Source organism: Pseudoalteromonas sp. APC 3250 (assembly GCF_030407915.1).
GTDB classification, from domain to species: domain Bacteria; phylum Pseudomonadota; class Gammaproteobacteria; order Enterobacterales; family Alteromonadaceae; genus Pseudoalteromonas; species Pseudoalteromonas tetraodonis.
In genome coordinates this window covers 1-16438 of the sequence record NZ_JASDCM010000020.1, presented here as the reverse complement: position 1 = coordinate 16438, position 16438 = coordinate 1, and the positions used below count along the sequence as shown (strand labels likewise).

Annotated in this window: 13 protein-coding genes and 2 rRNA genes; 1 reads left to right on the top strand and 14 read right to left on the bottom strand. The window is 40.5% G+C overall.

All coding sequences use genetic code 11. The annotated features are described in order from the left end of the window. Nucleotides 1–30: 30 nt before the first annotated feature. From QL986_RS16365 to QL986_RS16335, 7 genes are all read right to left on the bottom strand, one after another. Nucleotides 31–585 (bottom strand): DUF1439 domain-containing protein, encoded by a 555-nt coding sequence (locus QL986_RS16365; protein WP_024601178.1) that lies wholly within the window; start codon nt 583–585, stop codon nt 31–33. Nucleotides 586–684: 99 nt separating this feature from the next. Then, the gene (locus tag QL986_RS16360; protein ID WP_024603131.1) at nt 685–3369 is read right to left on the bottom strand and encodes a DUF349 domain-containing protein; all 2685 of its coding nucleotides are present in this window, start codon (nt 3367–3369) and stop codon (nt 685–687) included. Beyond that, entirely contained in the window at nt 3359–3640 is a 282-nt protein-coding gene (locus QL986_RS16355) for a DUF1315 family protein (protein ID WP_013464607.1), read from the bottom strand. Before QL986_RS16355 ends, QL986_RS16360 begins: the two co-directional genes overlap by 11 nt. A gap of 1 nt (nt 3641) precedes the next feature. Then, nucleotides 3642–3968, bottom strand: a complete 327-nt coding sequence (locus tag QL986_RS16350) for a hypothetical protein (RefSeq protein ID WP_013464606.1) — start codon at nt 3966–3968, stop codon at nt 3642–3644. A 123-nt stretch (nt 3969–4091) separates the two neighbouring features. Beyond that, nucleotides 4092–5594: an alanine/glycine:cation symporter family protein gene (locus QL986_RS16345; RefSeq protein ID WP_024603130.1), complete on the bottom strand. Its 1503-nt coding sequence runs from the start codon at nt 5592–5594 to the stop codon at nt 4092–4094. A 375-nt stretch (nt 5595–5969) separates the two neighbouring features. Further along, nucleotides 5970–7097 (bottom strand): M14-type cytosolic carboxypeptidase, encoded by a 1128-nt coding sequence (locus QL986_RS16340; RefSeq protein WP_013464604.1) that lies wholly within the window; start codon nt 7095–7097, stop codon nt 5970–5972. A 193-nt stretch (nt 7098–7290) separates the two neighbouring features. Next, entirely contained in the window at nt 7291–8733 is a 1443-nt protein-coding gene (locus QL986_RS16335) for a glyceraldehyde-3-phosphate dehydrogenase (protein WP_013464603.1), read from the bottom strand. 486 nt (nt 8734–9219) lie between these two features. Here QL986_RS16335 and QL986_RS16325 point away from each other — a divergent pair, with 486 nt between their 5' ends. After that, the gene (locus QL986_RS16325) at nt 9220–10017 is read left to right on the top strand and encodes a DUF2989 domain-containing protein (RefSeq protein ID WP_290191717.1); all 798 of its coding nucleotides are present in this window, start codon (nt 9220–9222) and stop codon (nt 10015–10017) included. A 41-nt stretch (nt 10018–10058) separates the two neighbouring features. Here QL986_RS16325 and ihfA read toward each other — a convergent pair whose 3' ends face one another. From ihfA to QL986_RS16290, 7 genes are all read right to left on the bottom strand, one after another. Continuing rightward, a complete protein-coding gene (gene ihfA, locus QL986_RS16320) occupies nt 10059–10355 on the bottom strand; it encodes an integration host factor subunit alpha (protein ID WP_008114070.1) in 297 nt (98 codons plus the stop codon). A 2-nt stretch (nt 10356–10357) separates the two neighbouring features. Next, complete coding sequence (gene pheT, locus QL986_RS16315; protein ID WP_024603128.1) at nt 10358–12745, bottom strand: phenylalanine--tRNA ligase subunit beta; 2388 nt, start codon at nt 12743–12745, stop codon at nt 10358–10360. 15 nt (nt 12746–12760) lie between these two features. After that, nucleotides 12761–13741, bottom strand: a complete 981-nt coding sequence (gene pheS, locus QL986_RS16310) for a phenylalanine--tRNA ligase subunit alpha (RefSeq protein ID WP_013464600.1) — start codon at nt 13739–13741, stop codon at nt 12761–12763. Nucleotides 13742–13823: 82 nt separating this feature from the next. Next, nucleotides 13824–14534, bottom strand: a complete 711-nt coding sequence (gene hda, locus QL986_RS16305) for a DnaA inactivator Hda (RefSeq protein ID WP_024603126.1) — start codon at nt 14532–14534, stop codon at nt 13824–13826. Then, nucleotides 14534–15589 (bottom strand): DUF2066 domain-containing protein, encoded by a 1056-nt coding sequence (locus QL986_RS16300; protein WP_024603125.1) that lies wholly within the window; start codon nt 15587–15589, stop codon nt 14534–14536. Before QL986_RS16300 ends, hda begins: the two co-directional genes overlap by 1 nt. A gap of 510 nt (nt 15590–16099) precedes the next feature. Then, nucleotides 16100–16214 (bottom strand): 5S ribosomal RNA (gene rrf / locus QL986_RS16295). 132 nt (nt 16215–16346) lie between these two features. Further along, a 23S ribosomal RNA gene (locus QL986_RS16290) occupies nt 16347–16438 on the bottom strand; the annotation flags it as partial.

The following is a 16438-nucleotide window of genomic DNA, read 5'->3' as shown; positions in this document are numbered from 1 at the left end:
ATACGTTTTATTACGCCTATTGGATCTAAATTATAACCGAGGGACTAGCTTAATAGCGCCTTCTACTACTTTTAAATCTAAAGGTAAATTACTTAATAATGCCATTTTAGGATCGTTCATATTTAACTTATAAACGGGGTTAACGGCTAAAAAAGCATTCATTACATCCATGGCCTCGTTATCCAGCACTTCTAAATTACCTTTAAAGCCACCGGCATCAATGCTTGAGTCGAGTAACTTAACATTACGTAAAAATACCGCTTTTTTCTCGCTGTCATAAAAAGGAGTGCCCTGTATTTGCAGCTTTAAGCGCACTGGGTACTTTAATGCAAAAGCATTAATCTCGGCGCTAGAATCTGCACCTAATAAAACATAATCACTATTATCTGGGCCAATATTAACGCTTAAATCATTCACATCAAACTGCACAGGTAAGCCCATCAGGCTAACTTTTTCACTTAATTTAGGTAACTCTTTATTTAGTAACGACTCAACCTCTGAATTTGTAAATGAATAAACCGAAATACCCTGCGTACTGTTACAGGCAGTTAAAAATAGTAGTGAAATAAAAACAAAAATTTTCATGCAAAACCCTATTGGTTAATCGTATAGGCAGTAAGTAACCATAATAAAAAGCCGCTTTAATAGCGGCTTTTTCATTTTAGTTGATAAAAGTGATTGCGCTTAATTTACAGCAAAAATAACTTTTAACCTTGCTAGTGTGTCAGCTGTGACTGAACCCTCGCTGAGTGCTAATAACTGCTTTAAATAATAATTTAAATCAGCGTGTTCGCCACGGTGCTTATCATCAAGCATGGCTACTTGCTCTACCATTCTTTGCGATGAGTTTTGCGAACTTACGCTCGCAAGTATTTCCATACGCGTTAACAGCTGCTCACAGCTCAATGCTGTTTTAACTGCACCATTAAATTGACTCGGGACTGGCTCGTTGTTCTCAAGTGCAACAAATAAAGCATCTAAATTAGCTTGCTCATTTTTAGCCGCTAAGCCTGTCAGTTTTTCATCTATGGCTGATAACAAAGCAGACACTTTAGGGGTTAACGATTTAAACTGTGTATACCCTTTAACTTTGGTTTGCAAGTCAAGTAATTGGGCTTTACCTTCTACACTATTTAATGCTGCTTCAAGCTCATTCAGCTCAGTTGTTGCCAGCTTATCTGACTCGCTTTGTTCGCGCTTTTGCTGTTCAAACTCTTCGCTTCGTTTAGTGAAAGTTGCATCATTAAACTGACGGAATTTTTGCCACAATGCGTTTTCAGCTTTTAAGCCTGCAAACCCTATGGTTTGCCACTGTTGCTGTAACTGCTTTAGCTGTTGGCAAGCGTCTGCTAAATTATCGCTTTGTGATAATTGCTGTGCTTGCTCAACGAGCTCATTTTTAAGTGCGGCATTGCCTTTATGAAACGCGTTAAGTGACGCTACAACCTGTTGCTGCTCTGCCTTATAACGCTCGTTCAACACGCGGTATGTTTTCGGATCAACTTTACCCACACTTCGCCATGCTTTTTGCAAACGGTTATAGTTGCTTTCTAGTTGTTTCCAATCTAAATCAGCCGTATCAGTTGCTTGTAAATGCAGTGCATGCATATCAGCAATCAATTGCTCGCGCTCTGCTTTTGCTGCTTCACGTTGCACTTCTTGCTCAGCGAAGTAGCTGCGACAAGGGGCAAATAAAAGCTCAATTTTTTCATCAAACTCGTTGCCCTGTTGTTTCTCTTGCTCTGTATCAAGGCGTCCTAGCTCGTTCCAACGCTTGCGAAGTACTTTAACTTGATCAGCGCGCTGTTGTGGATCGTTACACGGCTCATCAACTAACACTGTTACTTCTTCTAAAAGTGCTGCACGTTTTGGTGCGGCCGCATATTTTTGCCAATCTTTAGCATCGGCTAATTGCGCTTCTAGGTCTGCTTTTAAGTTAACCAGCGGCTGTTGGTATTTCTCAGTTAGGGCATTAAATAACTCTTCGAAGCCTTTAAATACACCAAATGCAACGTTAAAGCGCCCTTCTTCAATTAAACGTTTTACATCACGTGCCTTGCGTTTAGCTTGGCTTTGCGTTTTTTCAAGCGGCTTAGTGAGTTCGCTCATTGCAGCTAAAAATTGCTTTTTATGCGCATTAAGTTGGGTTTTAAATGACGCTTGTAAATCAGTGCTAAGTACATCTAAATGGCTGCGTGCCTCTTTAAATGTGTGATTAAAGGCACTTAGTTGTTGATCGTAATCACTGAGCTGCTCGGCGGGTTTTATTTCGCACAGCGCACTGTAAGCAATTTTATATTCTTTAATCGCCGTAGTTAGCTCAGGTAACTTGGCTACTTGTAAAAATAGTTGCTCAAGCTTATTAATCACTTGTTTTGATTGCTGATCAGCCATCAATTGCGTTTTATCTAGTGTGTCTTTTGCTTGTGCTACTTTTGCAATAAGCCAATCTTGCTGAATTTGCTCTGGGGTTTCTAATCCAAGTTGCAATGCATTTTCAATTTCTTCACTTAATGCTTCTAACGTAGCTAACGCTAACACTTGGCGCTGTTGCTGCGCTAAACGTTGCTGCTCTATTTCATGTTGCGCTTTTAATGTGGCAATGTGAGCATCAAGCTTATCGGTAATTGATATATATTTAGCATCAAGGGTTTTTACATGTTCTTCACTTAGCCATTTTAATTCAAGAGCTTGCCACTGCGCCATGAGTTCTGCAGCTTGTGGGTCAACAATGGCGTAGTCATTTTTATCACGCAATGCATTAAGCTTGGCTAAAATAACACGGGTTGCGTTTTCAACTTGCGATGGCATTTCAAGCGCTAAACGCTCGTTTTCAAGATGACTTTCTAGCGCAACTTTGGCTTCACCTTGAGCATGCTTTAACAGTGCTTTAGTTAACTGCTGAGTAATGACTAAATCAACTAACTGTTTTTGCAGCTCTTCGTTTGCTTCTTTAAAGGCTTTTTCAATCAGTTTAGGGTTAGCTAGGCGTTTTAATAGCTTAACTCTCACTTGCAGTTCTTTTTCAGCAAATGCTAGTTTTTCAAGGGTTTTAACCGGTGCAAAGCGTTCAATGTACTCATTTTTAATCTGCGCCGACAAGCTACTTTCACTGTTTAATACAGCCGATGAGATTTGTTGTTCAGCAACATCTTTCAATGCCTGATCTTGTTTGTAAGCTTTCCACCACAGTGGTAAGTCGTTTACTTTTTGCAGTGCTTTACGACGAATTTCAGCCGATGAGTCTTCAAGGGCTAAGGTGCTTAAAATTGTTACGTCACGTGCCACATCAAGTTTTTCAATCGCATCTAAACGAACTTGTTGCTTTGGGTGTTTCCATTTTGGTGTAAAAAGGTGTTTAAAGATCATTTTCACTGAACCTAGCTATTTCGTTATCTGATTTGAATTCTTTTTGTAGTTGCGCTTTGGTTTTTTGGATCATTTCTCCATTTGCACCAATGGTAAACTGCTCGTTTGATTGTGCTACTTTTGCTTGGTACAACATCACTAGTTGCACTGTTTGTTGCTTTTGCTCATCTGATAAAGGCGTGCCATCTGGCCACTTTCCCGTTGCCGCGCCATACTGTAGGCGCTCAAATAATTCTGGAGTAATATTCTGTACTAGGTTGTCAATATTCATGTCATTTTTTCTTTTTCAGAGTCACTAAAATAATACGGTTAATAAGGTACCAAATACAGCCAATGCCAATGGCCGAGGTATACGCATACCACTGAAGTGTTTTTTCTTGAGGTTGTAGGAAGTACAAACAAAAGAAGCCACCTAAAAATAAGATCAGCGCTAAAAAGGAGTGGTTCATAAACATTTGCTGCTTTTTAATTCGCTGCTCACGTTGAAGTTGTTGAACTTGCTCGGCATTTAATTCAGCAACGTTACTTTGGCAATGTGGACACTGCGAATGTTTATCTGAAATTGATTTTGCACATTTGGGGCAACGAATAATCGCCATACATCTCTCTCCATACTACGCATAAAAAAAGCGCCTTTCGGCGCTTTTCATTGTACTTGTTTTATTGCTCTTTGTCTTTTTTGAATTTAACCCAATAGATGATATTAGGTTATTGGGATCTGTTTATTCAGCGTCTTTAGATTGCTTTTCAAGACGTTTTTCCCAGAAGGTGGCGTTTTTAATCCCTAACTTAACTGGATCAAATGTGATTTGGCCACCTTTTTTCTTCTGGTCTTCATAATCACTCAAACATGTTAAGGCCGGTTTAGCGACAAAGAAAATGGCTAATATACCCAATATGTTGATCCACGCCATTAAGCCAACGCCTATGTCGCCAATAGTCCAAATATAACCGGAACTGTTAACCATGCCGTAGGCTACCATAAACATAATCATAAGTTTTACCACTACAAGCGGAATACTTCCTTTAAAGTAGCGATTTAAGTACGCGATATTTGTCTCAGCAATGAAGTAATAAGCCAGTATGGTGGTAAAAGCAAAGAAGAATAAAGCGATACCTACAAACGCTTCTCCAAAGCTACCAAATACACTAAACAACGCCATTTGGGTGAATGCTGCTGATCCCACTTCAGTTGCCGCATCCACATTTTGTATAATGAATTGCCCTTCTGGCAAAGTACCGACTACATTGTATTGCTGCGTCATTAAAATCATTAATGCCGTTGCTGTACATACAAAAAGTGTATCAACATAAACAGAAAAAGCTTGCACTAAACCTTGCTGTGCAGGGTGATCAACTTCTGCCGCAGCCGCAGCATGAGGACCTGTACCTTGGCCGGCTTCATTAGAATAGATACCACGCTTAACACCCCAGCCAATTGCAGCACCAAAACCTGCTTGGGCTGTAAATGCATCACCAATAATGAGCGAGAAAATACCCGGGACTTTGTCTATATTTAAAAATACGATAATTAAGGCCAATACGATGTAACCAAGCGCCATAAATGGCACTACAATTTGCGTAAAATTAGCAATGCGCTTTATACCACCAAAGATAATAAACGCTAAAACGATTAGAATAATGGCCAACGCAACCAGTTTAAAACTACCTACGTCACCAAAACTTGTAGACACCATAGTGCCATCGCCAAATACTTGAGTGAATGCGTTGCCCACAGCATTTGCTTGCACGCCCGGCAGGAAAACCCCACACGCTATAATTGCCGACACAGCAAATAATACAGCCAGCCACTTTTGCCCTAAACAACGATCAAAATAATACGCTGGACCACCGCGGTATTGGCCGTCTTCTTCTAACTTATAAATTTGACCTAATGTTGACTCCGCGTATGCAGTACTTGCACCTAAAAAAGCAACAACCCACATCCAGAAAATAGCGCCAGGGCCTCCAAAACCAATTGCGGCTGCCACACCGGCAATATTACCAACCCCTACTCGGCCAGATAATGAAACAGCAAGAGCTTGAAAAGATGAAATTCCTTTTTCTGAGGTGTTAGGGCTAAATAATAGCTTACACATTTCTTTAAAATGTCTAACTTGAGCAAATCGAGTTAGTACGGAGTAAAATAAACCTGCGCCTAGGCATAAATAGATGAGTGCATCACTCCAAACAACATCATTAACGGCGCTTACAAAAGCTTCCATGAACATCCTCACAGTTATATTTATTATTATTAATTACCATACTCTGCTACTCAGAATACCTGTCATAAGCTTTACGAAATAAGGGGTTAATCTTTTCCGTTTTTCTTATTGTTCAATCGATATTAACTTAAGTGCCCAACCTTGTTAACAGTTAATTTTCAAAACAACTTATTGTTTATTTATATTAAGTCTTCCAGAGCAACGTTTAACTAAGTGCAAATTGATTTAGACTATATGGTATTAAATCTGTCGAGAAGGTGTATTGAAACGTTTTAGTGCTGTGGTGGGTAAATGATTCTTATTTTTTGATACGGTTGGTTTAGCTAAAAGTAAAAAGGGTATCAATATTTATTGATACCCTTTGAAACTAACGTTTTATCTTAAGTTGTCTACAACATTAACAATGGCTGCTAAAGTATCTTGACCAAATTGATATGAACGACGATCTGACCAACCATAATCTGGATCGGGTAAGTCATTATTATCTTTAAATGGCATTTCTACTGTGTAAGTAAGTGCTTTAAATTCTTCTGCTGTCGCTGATGAACCTACTGTTAGGTTAGCTTGACCTGGTTCGTCTTTATCGTAGCCATGCGTATCTTGAAACTCTGGAGTAATAGTTAAAAGCGCGGCCTTAAAGCTATCTTCTAGGCCTTTTAGGCGTGCATCATAGCTTGGTATGCCTTCGCTACCGGCAACAAAATTATATGGAATGGCTTCATCACCATGAATGTCTAGGTGCATGTCTAAGCCGGCTTCGCGCATTTTATTAAGTACTAAGTAAACTTCTGGGCTGTTTTCCATGCTGGGTGTTTGCCATTCACGGTTTAAGTTAACCCCTTTAGCGTTAGTGCGTAGGTGACCGCGTGCACTGCCATCTGGATTCATGTTTGGCACGATATAAAATACCGCTTTTGATAGTAAGGCTGCTGCATGAGGGTCTTCATCATCAAGTAGCTTGTGTACTAAGCCTTCTACAAACCACTCTGCCATTGTTTCACCTGGGTGTTGACGAGCAGTGATCCAAATTACTTTTTTATCGGCGCTTGGCTGACCAATTTTAAGCACGCTCATGTCACGCCCATCAAGTGTTTGGCCTAGTGTTTCTAGTTGGCAAATTTCTTGGCTTTGCGCCCATGCTAATAAGTCTAAATGACGATCGTAGCTGTAAGGAGCAAAGTAGGCGAAGTAAACGCTGCTGCACTCAGGCTCAAGCTCAAATGTTAATGTGCCATTTTCATACGAAGACGGTACACGGAACCATGTTTGACGGTCGTATGAAGCGACAGCTTGGTAGTCTACCCAACCATCAGGGTATGCAGACTTATCAAGATTATTAATATTTAACTGATGAAGTTGATAAGGCGTTGTCTCAAGACGAAAGTGAAACCACTGATAAAACTCAGACTGATGATCTTTATTAATTTCTAGCTGAATATTTAACGGATCGGTGGCTTCAATAACTTTAATATTACCACTGTCGAAATTGCTACTGATTTTCATTACAACAAACCTATTAGTTAACTGTGTGTCTTTGGCTAAGGCATTTAGCCAAGAGGTAAATACGTGTCACTGCACTTTAAAAGTGTATAAACGCGTACCCAATTTAATAAAGCGTACCATAACCGCTTCACTTTAAAAATCTTCAGACCTAAAAAAGCCAGCAAGTGCTGGCTTTTCTTAATAGCTCATGTGTTTATCGAGGTAAACTTGGGAATGAGACTTCTGCCATGTCGCGCATACAGCGAACTACCTGACAGCTATAACCAAACTCATTGTCGTACCATACGTAAAGTACTACGCGGTTATCATCAACAATCGTTGCTTGAGAATCAACAACACCTGCGTAACGGCTACCCACTAAATCGGTAGAGACGATTTCAGTTGATGCTGTGTAATCAATTTGATCACGTAGGTCTGAGTGAAGTGCTGTTTCACGTAAAAACGCATTAAGCTCTTCAACCGTTGTACTCTTTTCAAGGTTCAAGTTTAAGATAGCTAACGATACGTTTGGTGTAGGTACACGGATTGCGTTACCTGTTAGTTTACCTTCAAGCTCTGGTAATGCTTTAGAAACCGCTTTCGCAGCACCTGTTTCAGTGATAACCATGTTTAGCGCCGCAGCACGACCACGACGTTCCGCTTTGTGGTAGTTATCAATTAAGTTTTGGTCATTAGTGTACGAGTGAACCGTTTCAACATGGCCATTCTTAATACCAAACTGATCGTTTAATGCTTTAAGTGTTGGCGTAATCGCATTGGTTGTACAGCTTGCTGCACAGACAATTTTGTCTTCCGGTAAAATATCTTGGTTGTTTACACCGTAAACGATATTTTTAATATTACCTTTAGCAGGCGCTGTTAATAATACTTTTGCAGCCCCTTTAGATTCTAAATGCTGACCAAGGCCGGCTTCATCTTTCCAGATACCTGTGTTATCAACGACTAATGCGTTTTCGATGCCGTAGGCGCTGTAATCAACTTCACTTGGCGAGTTAGCGTAGATAACTTGAATGTAGCTACCGTTCGCTTTAATTGCATTACGCTCTTTATCGATAGTGATAGAACCATTAAATGGACCATGGATAGAGTCACGACGTAATAAGCTTGCACGTTTCTCTAAATCGCCATCTTTACCGCCACGCACAACAATAGCGCGAAGGTTTAAATCGGCATACGGGCCTGATTTTTCAATTAATAAACGCGCTAATAAGCGACCGATACGACCAAAACCGTAAAGTACAACGTCACGTGGTGCTTTTGGTTTAGAGTCAACAATTTCAGCAAGTTCATCTTTAACAAACTCTTCTACTGAACGACCATTCGCTGCATCTGTGTATAAATAGCTGTATGCTAATTTACCAATATCGATACGGGCAGAATTTAATTCCATTTTGCTGATAGCTTCTAAGAATGGGAAGCTTTCACGTAGGCGCAGTTTAGTCCCTTCAAATTGAGCTACTGATTTGTGAGACTTGATAATATCAATAGTGCTTGAATTTACTAATGGACGGCCGTAAACAGCGATTTCGATACCACGATTACGGTACAATTTACCAATAATAGGCTGCATGCTTTCTGCGTAATCTTGACGTTCTTGCCAGCTACTTGTGTATTCTAACTCGTGAGATGAGGTCATTTTTTTTACCTAATTAAACAATTTTGAACGGATAGCCTAAGAATGCATCAAATTTTGAGAGCAACGCATTCCTTCGGGCAGGTCTATTCTAATTTAATCTCATTTTATTCTCTACTGTTAGAGACTAAAGTTTAGGCTAGAATAATACTATATGAGGGTCTGTTGACCTTTGCGGATTAAAATTTGTTCAAACTAGGGACAATTTAATCGCGGCGCGAGGTTTGTAACCTAGTGGGCTAAGTCAAAACCGAGCAAAGCTTCCGCGTCCTGCTCACGCCCCTTACCTACATCCATGTAGGCAACAAAGAGTAAATCGCACCTAGGCAGAACCCTTCGGGCAGCGCCTGTTTGGCATTGATGCTACGTTATCGCCTATTTATGGGGAATAACCACACCACATAGGCTCTGCCTTGTCTCAATACCAAACAGACTGCTGCAAATTCAACCTTGAAAGGTCAACAGACCCTAATAATTTGAGAGACTCGGATGGCTTTTAAGCGCATAACCCTCGCCTTTGCAATTTTGCTTACAGGCTGTGAAGAATCTTTAACCGTTGAAGATATTTGCGTTCAATCGCCGGCCATATGTAATGATCTTAACCAAGATAGTCACTGTAAAGCGCAGCGAGAACGTACTATTTTTTCTCGTCACCTTGAATCTTTACAACCAACCGATGAACAAAAATATCAATTACTTAAAGCGTTTGAGCATTACAATCAATGTATTGCTTTGGCAGCCAACATTCAGCACATAAAACTAAAAAGCAAAACCACGGCTCGCCGACATGCCCACTTAACGAGCATGAGGGAAATGGCACGGATTTATCAACAGACAAAACACACCAGCCACCCGGGCTTGCTTTATTATCATTGGTCAAGAAACAATGACGAAAGTGCATTAACACGTTTGCTCGCTTTAGAACATACTGCAGAAGTTGAACAAAGTGCTGAGATGCAATTTTACTTAGCGTCTTATTACATTAAGGTTGATGAAGAAAAAGCGATTAATTTTTTATACAACACGCTAGCGCTGAATAAAGCGAAGCATGAACCGAACCCTGAAATATATATGTCTTTAATCAGCCTGTTTTATAAACATCAACAATATAAACATGCTTATATTTTTGCCAAAATAGCTCAGTTTTCTGGTATTGAACATATTGATATACTGTTAATTGAGCAGCAGTTAATAGCACAAGGAAAGAATTTAGAGAGTTTAGATAGGTTAGCCGAGCAGACTTTGCAGCAAATAGATCAAGGAACGTTTATCTCCCCCCGGAAATAATAAAACAGATACAAAAAAGGCAGCTTACGCTGCCTTTTTGTTTATTTTTTGCTAGTGCCTACTTCGACACGGGTTTTTAACTTTTGCCCCGGTCTAAAGGTAACCACGCGACGTGCTGAAATTGGGATATCTTCTCCCGTTTTCGGATTACGTCCCGGCCTTTCTTTCTTATCTCGAAGATCAAAGTTACCAAATCCAGAGAGCTTAATCTGCTCGCCTTTTTCAAGCGCTGAGCGGATTTCTTCAAAAAACGCTTCAACTAAATCTTTGGCATCTTTTTTATTGATCCCGAGCTTTTCAAATAGGTGTTCAGCTATGTCGGCTTTAGTAAGCGCCATATCTAGTCCCTCAACGATGCATTAAACTTTTCGGCCAGTGCGGCCACCACGTTATCAACTACCTGATTGATATCTTTCTCTTCGAGTGTTCTATCAACCGCTTGCAGTGTTAGAGCAATCGCCAAACTCTTATAATTTGGCTCAATACCTTTGCCCTTATACACATCGAATAAGTTTAGGTCAACCAATTGATTTCCGCCAACTTTTCCGATGACGTTTAAAATATCACCTATTTTAACGCTGTCTTGTACTAAAATAGCGATGTCGCGGCGATTTGATGGAAATTTAGACACCCCAACAGCCTGCGGTAAATTTCTTTTTTCTAATGCCGACATTTCAATTTCAAACACAAAAGTAGCGTTATTGATATCTAACGATTTTTGCGCTTGAGGGTGTAATGCACCAAAGAAACCTACTTTTTTTCCATCAACATAAATAACAGCTGATTGACCAGGATGAAGGCCATCTGATTGCTCGGCTTTAATTTCAAAGCGGCTAACATCATTGGTAATAGCAAGTAATGCTTCAACATCCCCTTTTAGGTCGTAAAAATCAACGTTACGTTTTTCTTCAACCCAATGTTCGCCATGCACAAGCCCGGTAATAACACCACCAATAACCGGCACTTGGTAAACGCCATTTTCTGCGCTTTCATCGCTGATAAATTTAAGGCCATGTTCAAATAAGCGAATGCGTGGTTGCTGGCGGTTTTGGTTATAGGCAACAGATGCTAATAAGCCAGGCATTAAACTTACACGCATCGCTGACATTTCAATTGAAATTGGGTGCGGCAATACCAATGCGTTACACTCTGGATGTAAAATAGCTTGCGCTTTAGGATCAACAAAACTGTAAGTAATGGCTTCTTGATAACCACGGGTTACTAGCGCATTACGAAAACGGCTCAGTGCAACAGTTGACTCATCGTGTGTGGTCATTTTAAGTTTTGCAGTTGGTGCCACATTAGGAATACTGTTGTAACCGTATACACGTGCTACTTCTTCAATTAAATCTTCTTCAATACGAATATCAAAGCGGTAGCTTGGTACATCAGCGCTCCAGCTATCATTGTCAAATTTAACATCAAGACCTAAACGCGTAAGTATATCGGTTACTTTAGCATCGTCAATGTGATGACCAATAACACGGTCTAAACGTGAACGACGTAAACGCACTTCAGTTACTTTTGGTAGTTTATCTGCAGCAACAGCTTCAACGATTGGACCTGCGTTACCACCTACAATCTCCAGAAGTAACGCTGTAGCGCGCTCCATGGCATCGTGTTGTAGTGCAAAGTCGACGCCACGCTCATAGCGATGAGATGCATCAGTGTGCAAACCATAGCTGCGTGCTTGTCCTGCAATAGCCACAGGGTTGAAGAATGCACTTTCTAACAGGATATCAGTTGTTTTTTCAGTAACACCCGATTGCTCACCGCCAAAAATACCAGCAATGGCTAGTGCTTTATGATGATCGGCAATCACTAATGTCGATTCATTTAATTTAGCCGTATTACCGTCTAATAAAACCAGCTCTTCACCTGGGGTTGCACTACGTACTTTAATTCCACCTTCAATCGCATTTAAATCAAATGCATGCATTGGGTGGCCAAGCTCTAATAATACAAAGTTAGTCACATCAACAACCGGATCGATTGAACGTACACCACTACGACGTAGCTTTTCAACCATCCATAATGGCGTCTCAGCGTCTAGGTTAATGCCCTTAATAACACGCCCTAAATAGCGAGGACAGGCATCATCGTTAACCAACTCAATTGATACTTTGTCTTCAATTGTCGGCGTTACCGCTGGAATGCTTAATGTATTTACATCAATACTGTTAAGTACGCCGACTTCGCGGGCAAGCCCTTTAATACCTAAACAGTCGCCACGGTTAGGCGTTAAATCTACGTCAATAATGTTGTCATCAAGCGCTAAATATTCGCGTAAATCGTTACCAATAGGCGCATCAAGAGGCAATTCCATAATGCCATCGCCTTCTTCACTAATACCTAGCTCATCAAACGCACATAACATGCCGTGTGAAGGCTGACCACGGAGTTTGGCTTTTTTAATTTTGAAATCGCCTGGTAACACTGCGCCAACAGTGGCAACTGCAACTTTAATACCTTGGCGGCAATTTGGTGCACCACAAACAATATCAAGCAGTTCATCACCACCAACATTAATTTTTGTTACACGTAGTTTATCTGCATCAGGGTGCTGGCCACATTCAACCACCTCACCTACAACAACACCATTAAATTTGGCTGCTGCCGGCTCAACGCCATCTACTTCTAAACCAGCCATTGAAAGCTGTTCCGAAAGAGCTTGCGTATCAATTGCAGGATTTACCCACTCTCTTAACCACTTTTCACTAAATTTCATTTTATCTCTTCACTCTTAACGGAACTGGTTTAGGAATTTTAAGTCATTTTCGAAAAACGCACGTAAATCGTTTACGCCGTAACGCAACATGGTTAAGCGCTCAACACCCATACCAAAAGCGAAACCTGTGTATTTTTCAGGATCGATGCCTACAGACTTAAGTACGTTAGGATGAACCATGCCGCAGCCTAATACTTCTAACCATTTACCATCTTTACCCATCACGTCCACTTCGGCTGAAGGCTCTGTAAACGGGAAGAATGAAGGACGAAAACGAATTTCCATGTCTTCTTCAAAAAAGTTACGTAAAAAGTCATGTAAAATACCTTTAAGCTCAGTGAAGCTTACATCAGTATCAACCATCAACCCTTCCACCTGATGGAACATAGGCGTGTGTGTTTGGTCGTAGTCATTACGGTATACACGCCCTGGCGAAATAATACGCAGTGGCGGTTGCTCAGTTTCCATAGTACGAATTTGTACACCACTGGTTTGAGTACGTAAAACCAGCTTAGGATTAAAGTAAAAGGTATCGTGATCGGCGCGAGCTGGGTGATGCTCTGGTATATTTAACGCATCAAAGTTATGAAAATCATCTTCAACTTCAGGGCCTGATTTAACAGCAAAGCCAAGTTCACCAAAGAAGCTTTCAATACGCTCAATGGTGCGAGTTACTGGGTGCAAACCACCCGATGGCATAACACGCCCAGGTAAAGTTACATCGATTGTTTCTGCTGCTAGTTTTTCTTCTAATGCTTTACTTGCTAACAATTCACGCTTGTCATTAATCGCAACTTGCACGTCTTGCTTAGCTTGGTTAATTACTTGGCCTGCTTCTTTACGTTCTTCAGGGGCAATTTTACCTAACGTTTTAAGTAAGCTGGTAATTTCGCCTTTTTTACCAAGATAGTTAACCCTGATCTCTTCTAGCTGCGCGATTTCACTGGCACTGGCTACCGCCTCAAGTGCTTGCGCTAATATGTTTTCTAAGTTCATTCGATACCTGATCTTTCACAGAAGGTGATTACAATTTAGTTAGCTAATGATAACTGAAAGCAGGGTCTAGATTCTAGACCTACTACAGCTTTAGCGTTGATTTTATAAAAGGAATAGTCAATTTTCGTTGTGCAGCCATGGATGCGTGATCTAATTTGTCTAATACATCCAATAAAGCACGCATATCACGACTCAAACGCGTTAATAAAAATCGCGCACATTCATCGCTCAGTTCAAGCCCACGCATATTTGCACGCTTAACCAGCGCCTGTGCTTTATCATCGTCACTCATAGAACGAATTTGAAACGTAGTGCCCCACTTTAAACGGGATTCTAAGTCGGGCAAGCTAATATTAAGCATGTTAGGCAGTAAATCGGCAGTCACTACCAGCATTTTATTGGGCTCATTAAAGCGATTAAAAAAGTTAAATAACGCTTTTTCCCATGCATCATTGCCTGCTACCAAGTGCACATCATCAATACACAATACATCCAATGCTTCAAGCCCATCTAAAACCATTGGTCCAAAATGAATGACCTCGCGCATGGAAAGCAGCATATTAGATAAGCCACGCTCTTGTGCTTGAATACAGGTAGCATATAGTAAGTGAGATTTACCAGAATCTCCTAAGCCACACAAATAGGTATACTGAAAAGAGTGAGCAAGCTTAGAAAAGCTATCTTTGAGATGATTTACCTCGAGTGAGTCTTCACCGCCAAAGTAGGATGCAAATGTTTCATCGTCCGGTAAAGTAACCGGCAATGCCATTTGTATTGGCTCTTGAGTTAGCATTAATTTACAACCCATTGATACTCTAGGCTTTGCTCATCAACTATGTGATAAAAAGCACGAGGATCAACATAGTCTTTAAAGGCGTTATCCAGGCCAAGGGCTTTTTTAAGGTCACTCACAGTCCCCGTATGATGAAGCTCAAACTCAACCGAATCGGGTGTTTTGCGTAAAATAACAGCTTGAGTTACTACGCTTAGATTCATTAAGCGGCGCTTAGCCAATTCAATATCAACAAAGCTCTCAGTCCCTTTTAAAGTTAAATTGGCAGTACGCTGCTCATAATAAGCATTAGGATCAATCGCATATTCACCAGCTAAACCTTGTGCTAAATCATCAATCATTTGCGCAACAATTTGCTGTCTATAGCCAGTGATACGGTTAGATTCAAACATTTCATCATTGGTAAAGCGCCAATCTAGTACCCAATTATCAGAGTTAAACGCTTGATACATTCTAGCAGTAATACTTCGCTCAGCACTGTAGCGTTTAGATGCCTCTTCTACAGGCCCAGAAAAATTTCCCCAAACTTCAGGGACACCAACAAGCCGTCTGTCTTGTAAATCGAGTAAAGGCACAACAACCGGTAAACCGCGGCGGCTTGCTTTGTCGTAAATCAGTTGCTCTAACTGAGGATAACTCTCTTGAGTAACCAGCTCTCGCTGCCTGTTATCTTCAATGCCTAACCAGATAGCAACCAGTGGACGTTGAGCTCCCCACAACGGCAAATTAAGATCTTTTATTAGTGCATTGATCTTTCGCGCTTCAAATTTAACTAGTAACTTAAGCGTTCCGGGAATACGCTCATCGTATTCAAATTTAAGCATATAATCAGATATATCTTTGGTGCGTTGCTGTGCTATCTGATTTTCATCTGCACTTTTATCACCACTCACTTTTACTAGTACGTTAAGAAGCGCTTTGCGACTAGCGTCTAAACGCGCATCACGAGATTTATCTTCTACAACCAAAATATCTTGATATAGATCAGTTACTTCAACTGCAGATACAGAAACACAAAAGAAAATGGATAAGGCGCTAATTAATAATCTATACACAGGCAAATCAATATTGGTTTTAAACTGTTTTGATCCTAAATCAAAGCCACTAACAAAGCAAAATTATATTTTTCTCAGAAACGAACACCGTTAAGCTTGCTTTAATAATATAAAAACTCAAAGTAAGCTGCGGCTCATTTGAGTCTGTTTGCTACTTCTTAGCAACAGCGCATGGCAAAACAGCGTTGAGAGTCATAATGAAAGCATGCAGGTAGCTTTTGGCTATTATTTTTTCCTTTTAACTAGTGCATTTCACCTTGCACCTTTATTTTTCACTTTTCTGCAGACGTAAAAAAGCCCGACTATTTCTAATCGGGCTTTCTCTAATTTGGAGCCTGGTAGTGTCGTGGTGCCCACGCGGTAGAGAGTTACATAGCAAATGTATAGAGTCGGCATTAGGCGCTTATTATTTTCCTTTTACCTGATGCCTTTTACCTTTCACCTGCGTTTTCACTTTCCTGCAGACGTAAAAAAGCCCGACTCTTTCGAATCGGGCTTTCTCAATTTGGAGCCTGGTAATGTCCTACTTTCACATAGCAAATGCTACACTATCATCGGCGCTGTTTCGTTTCACTACTGAGTTCGGCATGGGGTCAGGTGGGTCCAAAACGCTATTGTCACCAAGCAAATTTGGTGTAAGGTCGATTTAATCGAGCTTACTAAAATTTGGAATTTCTGATAATAAAAGTCTTCAAGTATCTACTTTAGTCTATTAACTTCTTGCTTAAACTATCACATAAAACGCGTTTGGCGTTGTATGGTTAAGCCTCACGGGTAATTAGTACAAGTTAGCTTAATGGCTCACACCACTTCCACATCTTGCCTATCAACGTTGTAGTCTTCAACGGC